The sequence below is a fragment of the Streptomyces sp. NPDC040410 genome, assembly GCF_055595715.1.
The window spans coordinates 1-7,369 of sequence record NZ_JBVIVK010000052.1 but is presented as its reverse complement, the minus strand read 5'-3'; the positions used below and the strand labels follow the sequence as shown (position 1 = coordinate 7,369).

Annotated in this window: 8 protein-coding genes; all 8 read left to right on the top strand. The window is 69.1% G+C overall.

The features are described 5' to 3' along the window. The first annotated feature begins 113 nt into the window (after nucleotides 1–113). The 8 genes from ACZ562_RS38150 to ACZ562_RS38115 all read left to right on the top strand — a co-directional run bounded on the left by ACZ562_RS38150 (nucleotide 114) and on the right by ACZ562_RS38115 (nucleotide 7,148). Nucleotides 114–758: an HAD family hydrolase gene (locus tag ACZ562_RS38150; RefSeq protein WP_471189273.1), complete on the top strand. Its 645-nt coding sequence runs from the start codon at nucleotides 114–116 to the stop codon at nucleotides 756–758. A gap of 149 nt (nucleotides 759–907) precedes the next feature. Then, entirely contained in the window at nucleotides 908–2,128 is a 1,221-nt protein-coding gene (locus ACZ562_RS38145) for an MFS transporter (RefSeq protein WP_471189270.1), read from the top strand. Continuing rightward, nucleotides 2,079–3,251, top strand: a complete 1,173-nt coding sequence (locus ACZ562_RS38140; RefSeq protein WP_471189268.1) for an acetoin utilization protein AcuC — start codon at nucleotides 2,079–2,081, stop codon at nucleotides 3,249–3,251. The genes ACZ562_RS38145 and ACZ562_RS38140 overlap by 50 nt, the downstream gene beginning before the upstream one ends. Nucleotides 3,252–3,412: 161 nt before the next feature. After that, nucleotides 3,413–4,228, top strand: coding sequence for a phosphatase (locus ACZ562_RS38135; protein WP_471189265.1), 816 nt, complete (start codon nucleotides 3,413–3,415; stop codon nucleotides 4,226–4,228). A 129-nt stretch (nucleotides 4,229–4,357) separates the two neighbouring features. Beyond that, nucleotides 4,358–4,570: a helix-turn-helix domain-containing protein gene (locus tag ACZ562_RS38130; protein ID WP_004984898.1), complete on the top strand. Its 213-nt coding sequence runs from the start codon at nucleotides 4,358–4,360 to the stop codon at nucleotides 4,568–4,570. 156 nt (nucleotides 4,571–4,726) lie between these two features. Beyond that, entirely contained in the window at nucleotides 4,727–4,825 is a 99-nt protein-coding gene (locus tag ACZ562_RS38125) for a 30S ribosomal protein bS22 (RefSeq protein WP_003948845.1), read from the top strand. 194 nt (nucleotides 4,826–5,019) lie between these two features. Continuing rightward, nucleotides 5,020–6,081 (top strand): NAD-dependent epimerase/dehydratase family protein, encoded by a 1,062-nt coding sequence (locus tag ACZ562_RS38120; RefSeq protein ID WP_471189263.1) that lies wholly within the window; start codon nucleotides 5,020–5,022, stop codon nucleotides 6,079–6,081. Nucleotides 6,082–6,095: 14 nt separating this feature from the next. After that, entirely contained in the window at nucleotides 6,096–7,148 is a 1,053-nt protein-coding gene (locus ACZ562_RS38115) for a lysophospholipid acyltransferase family protein (RefSeq protein ID WP_471189260.1), read from the top strand. Nucleotides 7,149–7,369 lie beyond the last annotated feature (221 nt).

The window sequence follows — 7,369 nt, the reverse complement described above, 5'->3', positions numbered from 1 at the left end:
GCAGGGGGGACCCTGTGGGAGAGTAGGACACCGCCGAACAATTATTACGGGAAACCCCCGCACCGAAAAGGTGCGGGGGTTTTCTGCGTTTCGGGCTCGTTTAGGGTCTAGTCATGCGCTACGACCTGGTTATCTTCGACAACGACGGCGTCCTCGTCGACAGCGAGCCGATCTCCAACCGGTTGCTGGCCGGTTATCTGACCGAGCTCGGGCACCCGACCTCCTACGAGGACTCCATACGTGACTACATGGGGTCCGCGATGCACCGGATCCATGACCTCGTCCAGGAGCGCACGGGGCAGCGGCTCCCGGACGACTTCGACGACGTGTTCCACCGGCGCGTGTTCGCTGCCTTCGAGCGGGAGTTGGAGCCGGTGCCCGGGGCCGTCGGTGTGCTGGAGAAGCTGGCGGCGGACGGGGTGCCGTACTGCGTGGCGTCTTCCGGGAGTCATGAGCGGATCCGGGTCGGGCACCGGAAGACCGGGCTGGACCGCTGGTTCGACGACTCGCGGATCTTCAGTTCGCAGGATGTCGGACGGGGGAAGCCGGCACCCGATCTGTTCCTGTACGCGGCCCGGCGGATGGGGGTCGAGCCCGCTAAGTGCGTCGTGATCGAGGACAGTCCGCTGGGTGTGCGGGCGGCCGTGGCGGCGGGGATGGACGTGTTCGGGTTCACCGCCATGACGCCTGCCGGCAAACTGTCGGAGGCCGGGCAACTCTTCTCCGGCATGGGAGAGTTGGCTGACCTGCTGGTGTGATGCGGGCCATCGGACCGGCGGAGGTGGACGGCAGGGGCGCCGCTGGACGGGCCGCCGTACCCAAGGTCGCCTCTCGCAAATGAAGCTGAGGGTAATTCATCTTTGGCTGGATCTACCCACGGGTAGACCGGGGCCCTACGCTCGCCGCCATGACAGTTCTGCTGCGGCGCGGTAGGGCCTCTTTGGCGTTCGGCTTCTTCGCCCAGGGCGTCGCCTTCGCTCTGCTGGTGACGCGGATTCCGGCCATCCAGGACCGGTACGGCGTCTCCGACGCGCTGCTGCCCGCGTTCCTGGCCGCTGTGCCGATCCTCGCCGGGGTCGGGAGCGTCACGACCGAGCAGCTGGTCAAGCGAATACGGCCCAGCCGGTTGCTGCGCTGGTCCCAACCCGTCGTCCTCCTGGCGCTGCTCGGGGTCGGGACAGGGGACGCGATGGCCCAACTGGCGGTCGCGCTGGGCGCGTTCGGGCTCGCCGTGGGTGTGCTCGACGCCTCGATGAACATGCTCGGGGTGAGCCTGCAGCGGGCGTACGGGCGCAGCATCATGCTCGGTTTCCATGCGGTGTACAGCCTGGGCGGGATCGTCGGGGCGTCGCTCGCGTGGGCGGGGGCGCACTGGCATCTGACGCTGTGGGTGTCGTATCTGCCGGTCGCGGCGGTGTTGCTGCCGGCTGCCCTCGCGGGCAGCCGGTGGTACGTCGACGGGGAAACCGGCCCCGTCGAAGACGTGAAGGACGTGGGGCGCCGGGCCGGGCCCGTCGTCTTCAAGGTGCTGTTGCCGCTGTGTCTGGTGATGACCTTCGCGTACATCGGGGACTCGACCGTCTCCAACTGGAGCGCGAAGTATCTGCAGGACGTGCTGGGGAGCTCGGAGGAGTTCGCGACGGTGCCGTACAACGTGTACATGGTGACCACGCTGCTAGGGCGGGCGATCGGGGACTTCGGGGTACGGCGGTTCGGGGCCGTGACGGTCGTACGGGTGGGGGCGCTGGTCGCGGCGCTCGGGTTCGCGGTGGTGGCCGTGGCGCCCGGGGCGTGGGTCGGGATGGTCGGCTTCACGTTGCTGGGGCTGGGGTTGTGCGTGCTGGTCCCGCAGACCTTCGCGGCGGCGGGGCGGCTGTTTCCCGGGGCGTCCGACACGGCCGTCGCGCGGCTCAATGTCTTCAACTACGCGGGGTTCCTGATCGGGTCGCCGTTGGTGGGGGCGTTCGGTGATGCGTGGAGCTATCGCGGGGCCATGCTGGTGCCGATGGTGTTGGTGCTGGTGACGCTCGTGTACGCCCGTTCGTTCGCCGCTCAACCGGCCCGATACGGTGTCGGGCATGAACGGCCGCACACAGCTGATGTGGGACGAGGCAGTAACGGGCTATGACTTCGGTCCGGACCATCCGATGGATCCGGTACGGCTCGCCCTGACCCGGAGGCTCGTCGACGCCTTCGGGCTCGACCGGGAAGTGGACGTCGTCTCGGCCAGGCCGGCCGGGGAGTCCACGTTGCGGCTCGTCCACCGGCAGGACTACATCGAGGCCGTGAAGGCGGCCTCGGCGGAGCCGGGGGCGGCCGACACGTCGTACGGGCTGGGGACCATGGACGATCCGGCGTTCGCGGGGATGCACGAGGTGGCCGCGCTGATCGCCGGGCAGTCGGTCGGGGCGGCGGAGGCCGTGTGGCGCGGAGAGGCGTCGCACGCGGTGAACTTCGCGGGCGGGCTGCATCATGCGATGCCCGGGGGAGCGTCGGGATTCTGCGTCTACAACGATGCCTCGTTGGCCATCGCCCGGCTGCTGGAGCTGGGGGCCGAGCGGGTCGCGTACATCGACGTGGACGTCCATCACGGGGACGGTGTGCAGGCGGCGTTCTGGGAGGATCCGAGGGTTCTGACGGTTTCCCTGCACGAGCATCCGCGCACGCTGTTTCCGCAGACCGGCTGGCCGGAGGAGACGGGCGGGGACTTGGCGGAGGGAAGCGCGGTGAATGTGGCGCTGCCGGCCGGGACCGGGGACGCGGGGTGGTTGCGGGCGTTCCATGCCGTGGTGCCGGAGCTGATCGCCGACTTTCGGCCGCAGGTGCTCGTGACGCAGCACGGGGCCGATACGCATTTCGAGGATCCGTTGGCACACCTTGCCGTTTCGCTGGACGCGCAGCGGGCCGTGCAGGTGGCCTGCCATGACCTGGCGCACGAGTACGCCGACGGGAAGTGGGTTGCGCTGGGCGGGGGCGGATACGCGATCGTGGAGGTCGTGCCGCGGTCGTGGACGCATCTGGTGGGGATTGCGGCGGGGCGTCCCGTCGAGCCGGAGACGGTCATTCCTGAGAGCTGGCGGCAGGAAGTTTTCGCTCGGACGCGGCAGTTGGCGCCCATGCGGATGACCGATGGCCGGTGGCCGGTGGGCTGGGCCGACTGGGAGGCGGGATACGACCCTGCGGACCGTTTGGATCAGGCGGTGCTGGCGGCTCGGCGGGCGGTGTTTCCCTTGCGGGGACTGTTGGCGTAGGCGGGTCGGGGGCTGGTCCGAAGTCGTCCGGTTCTCGCCCCCGCCGCCCCTGCCCGTCCCATCCGTGGGGGGGGGGGGGGGCGGGAGGATGGTTACGCCAACCGTGGGGTCTTCCCCGACTTCCCTCCCCTCCCCAGCCTTCGTCCGTCACCATCACTCACGTGGTGAGCACCTCCGCCCTGCGCGCGCATCTCCTCGCGGCCCGGCTTGCCGGGACCGTGGCGACCTCTCGGGAGGTGAGTCTGCGGAGTTATCGGCTGTTCGCTGCTCGCGACCCTCGCGTGCTGATCGGGATCGATCCCGAATGGACTTGGCGGCAACCGGATTTGATCGGATTGATGGCGGACAAGTGCGGTGTTTCGGCCGATCCGCAGTGCATCTCCGGCCATGATGTGATTGATCCGGAGCGAACCGTGGCCGCACTCGACGCCTTCGCGGACCGGCTCGCCGCGGCGGCCGGGCGTGCCGCCCCCGTGCTCCTCGGCACCGGCCACCCCCACCGGCTGCTCGGGTTCTACGCCGCCTTGGCGGACGCGCTGTCGGCGGCGGGATGTGCCGTCCTCACTCCGGCGCAGGGTCACTGTGTCGACATAACGACCCGGTTCGGTCTACGTACGTACAACCTCGACTACGTACGAGGAGTCGCGCTCCTGCGACAACCCGGCGCGCCTCGCTCCGGTTGTGCGACCGGCGCGCACACGCACTCGCCGCTGCCGGTTCGTACCGCGCTGGCCGGGGCCGCCGAGGCCGGCGGCCCGCTGCCCGAGCTGGTGATCGGGGATCACGGCTGGGTCTGCGGGGCAGGTCAGCTGGGCTTCGAGGCCGTGGGGCTCGCCGATACCGACGACCCCGCCCTGTTCGTGGGTGAGGCCGAGGGGCGCGTGTCCGTCGTCGTTCCACTTGATGACGGCGTGCGGTCTGATTACTACCTGCCGCTGACCCGCTACGTACTCGAACGAGCGTGTCTGTCACAGTAGGCCGCCGATGGGTGCACCTCTTCCCCACTTGCATCACCCGCCCCTACATTGGGGAGTGAGCACGCAGCGACGAAGAGTCACCGGAAGGGGAAGCCGGTGGCCGTCGAGTGCGGAAGGTTCAGGTGTGTCATGGCTGCAGCTGGCGAGAGGCCTCTGAACGAGGTTCAGTTCCTTACCGTGGCGGAGGTCGCCTCGGTGATGCGAGTGTCGAAGATGACCGTGTACCGGTTGGTGCACAGCGGTCATCTGCCCGCGATCCGGGTGGGGCGGTCGTTCCGTGTCCCGGAGCAAGCGGTTCACGAATACCTCCGCGAGAGCTATGTGGGGGTGGAAACTGCCTGACGACGGCGGTTCGGGGAGACCCTCTGTGCTGTTCCGGGTCTCCCCCCGACGCCTCGATTACGACCTCAGCGCTCGGGCGGGTAGGCTAGCCCCTTGTAGGTCGTGTGGGCCCATGGCGCCCAAACACCGAGTGATGAGAAGTGAGCGAGGGTAGTCGTGGGCTCTGTTATCAAGAAGCGGCGCAAGCGGATGGCCAAGAAGAAGCACCGCAAGCTGCTCAAGCGCACGCGCGTTCAGCGTCGCAACAAGAAGTAGGCGACGCCGCGAGAGCGTGTTCTGTGGCCCCCCTCCCAAGGCGGTGGGGGGCCACACGCGTGTCCGGGGGCCGAATGTCGTCACTTCGTGCAGCGGGTGGTCATCACAGCGCAACGTCCACCGGCTAAGTTGGCCGTACACGGGGAACGCGGCAGGCTACGAACTCCTGATGGGCTGGAAGGAAGGCGCTGATCTTGGGCAAGGTCGTGCTCGTGACCGGAGTGGCCCGCAGGCTGGGGGGCCGGTTCGTCCGACGCATCCAGCGTGACCCGCAGGTGGACCGGGTCGTCGCCGTGGACGCGGTTCCGCCCGAGCACCACCTGGGCGGCGCCGACTTCATCCAGGCCGACATCCGGCAGCCCACCATCGCACGGGTGCTCGCCGAGACGGCCGCCGACACGGTCGTCCACATGGACGTGACCGCGACCGCGCTCGGCAGCGGCAGCCGGGCCACGGTCAAGGAGACCAACGTCATCGGCACCATGCAGTTGCTCGGTGCCTGTCAGAAGTCCCCGAACGTCAAGCGGCTGGTGGTGAAGTCCAGTACGAACGTGTACGGATCCGCGCCCCGCGACCCCGGCGTCTTCACCGAGACGACCCCGCCCAAGTCCCTGCCCAGCGGCGGCTTCGCCAAGGACGCGGTGGAGGTCGAGGGGTACGTCCGCGGATTCGCGCGCAGGCGGCCCGATGTCGCCGTGTGCGTGCTGCGGTTCGCCAACATCCTCGGCCCGACGGCGGACACCCCCCTCGCCTCGTACTTCTCGCTGCCCGTCCTGCCGACCGTGTTCGGGTACGACCCGCGGCTGCAGTTCGTGCACGAGGACGACGCGATCGAGGTGCTGCGGATCGCCTCGCACGAACCGGAGCGCGGCACCCTCAACAGCGGCACCTTCAACATCGCCGGCGACGGCGTCCTGCTGCTCTCCCAGTGCTCCAGGCGCCTGGGCCGCCCCACCGTGCCGCTGCTGCTTCCCGCGGTCACCTGGGCGGGCTCGCTGGTACGTACGCTGGGCATGACGGACTTCTCGCCCGAACAGATCCGGCTGCTGACCCACGGCCGGGTCGTGGCGACGGACCAGATGCGCGAGACGCTCGGGTTCACGCCGAAGTACACGACGGCGGAGACCTTCACGGAATTCGCGCGTAGCCACGGTCCCGGTCTCCTGCCGCCCGAGGCCGTGGCCGGGGCCGTCGACCGGATCGCCGCGCTGCCCATCGCGGGCGGCGGCCACCCCCCGACGCAGAGCGCCAACTGAGGAGCGCATCAACGATGGCGGACGCCAAGGTCATTCCGTTCGACGACGACCGGTCCCGCGCGGGCGCCGTGCAGCGGCCGCCGAGGCGCCGGAGCGCGGGAAGTCGGCGCAAGAGCGCGGAACCCGGGCTGGTACGCGAGGTCCAGCCCCTGCCCACGGCGCCGGTCGCGCAGGATGATGGACCTGTGACCAGTGAGGAACAGCCGCCGCGGCAGCCGCGGGCCGACGGCGGCCTGGAGCGGCGTATCGCCGGCGGCCTGGCCTTCCTGCGCCGCCGCCTCACCGGCGACTACGAGATCGACGACTTCGGCTACGACGAGGAGCTGACCGACCAGGTCCTGATGTCACTGCTGCGTCCGGTGTACGAGAAGTACTTCCGGGTCGAGGTGAAGGGCATCGAGAACATCCCGTCGGACGGCGGCGCCCTGATCGTCGCCAACCACTCGGGCACGCTCCCGCTGGACGGTCTGATGATGCAGGTCGCCGTCCACGACAACCACCCCGCGGGCCGCCATCTCCGGCTGCTCGCCGCGGACCTGGTGTTCATGCTGCCGGTGGTCAACGAACTCGCCCGCAAGCTCGGCCACACCCTGGCGTGCGCGGAGGACGCCGAACGGCTGCTGGGGCAGGGCGAGGTGGTCGGGGTGATGCCGGAGGGCTTCAAGGGCATCGGCAAGCCGTTCAGCGAGCGCTACAAACTGCAGCGCTTCGGCCGCGGCGGCTTCGTCTCCACGGCGTTGCGCCAGGGGGTTCCGATCATCCCGTGCTCCATCGTCGGGGCCGAGGAGATCTACCCGATGATCGGCAACGCCAAGACGCTGGCGCGGCTGCTCGGCTTCCCGTACTTCCCGCTGACGCCGACCTTCCCGTGGCTGGGCCCGCTGGGCGCGATCCCGCTGCCGACGAAGTGGACGATCCAGTTCGGCGAGCCGATCCTCACGGACGGCTATCCGCCGGAGGCGGCCGAGGACCCGATGCTGATGTTCAACCTGACCGATCAGGTCCGGGAGCAGATCCAGCACACCTTGTACAAGCTGCTCGTGCAGCGCCGCTCGGTCTTCTTCTAGGAGAAACCTTTCGGGACGGGATGCGCGAGAGCGCTGGATTCCGGCCGGCTGGAGCCGTCGGACGGAGTCCGGCGCAGCTGTCCGAAGCCTGCGAAGCAGTGCGAGGGCGGCAGAGGGGAGCGGCCGAGGTGCTGGTGCAGCGCCGCTCGGTCTTCTTCTAGGAGAAACCTTTCGGGACGGGATGCGCGAGAGCGCTGGATTCCGGCCGGCTGGAGCCGTCG

Bases quoted from the DNA above. Each gene is read 5' to 3' on its own strand.
- ACZ562_RS38145 (WP_471189270.1), top strand. From the start codon at position 908: ATGACAGTTCTGCTGCGGCGCGGTAGGGCCTCTTTGGCGTTCGGCTTC.
- ACZ562_RS38115 (WP_471189260.1), top strand. From the start codon at position 6,096: ATGGCGGACGCCAAGGTCATTCCGTTCGACGACGACCGGTCCCGCGCG.
- ACZ562_RS38140 (WP_471189268.1), top strand. From the start codon at position 2,079: ATGAACGGCCGCACACAGCTGATGTGGGACGAGGCAGTAACGGGCTAT.
- ACZ562_RS38130 (WP_004984898.1), top strand. From the start codon at position 4,358: ATGGCTGCAGCTGGCGAGAGGCCTCTGAACGAGGTTCAGTTCCTTACC.
- ACZ562_RS38150 (WP_471189273.1), top strand. From the start codon at position 114: ATGCGCTACGACCTGGTTATCTTCGACAACGACGGCGTCCTCGTCGAC.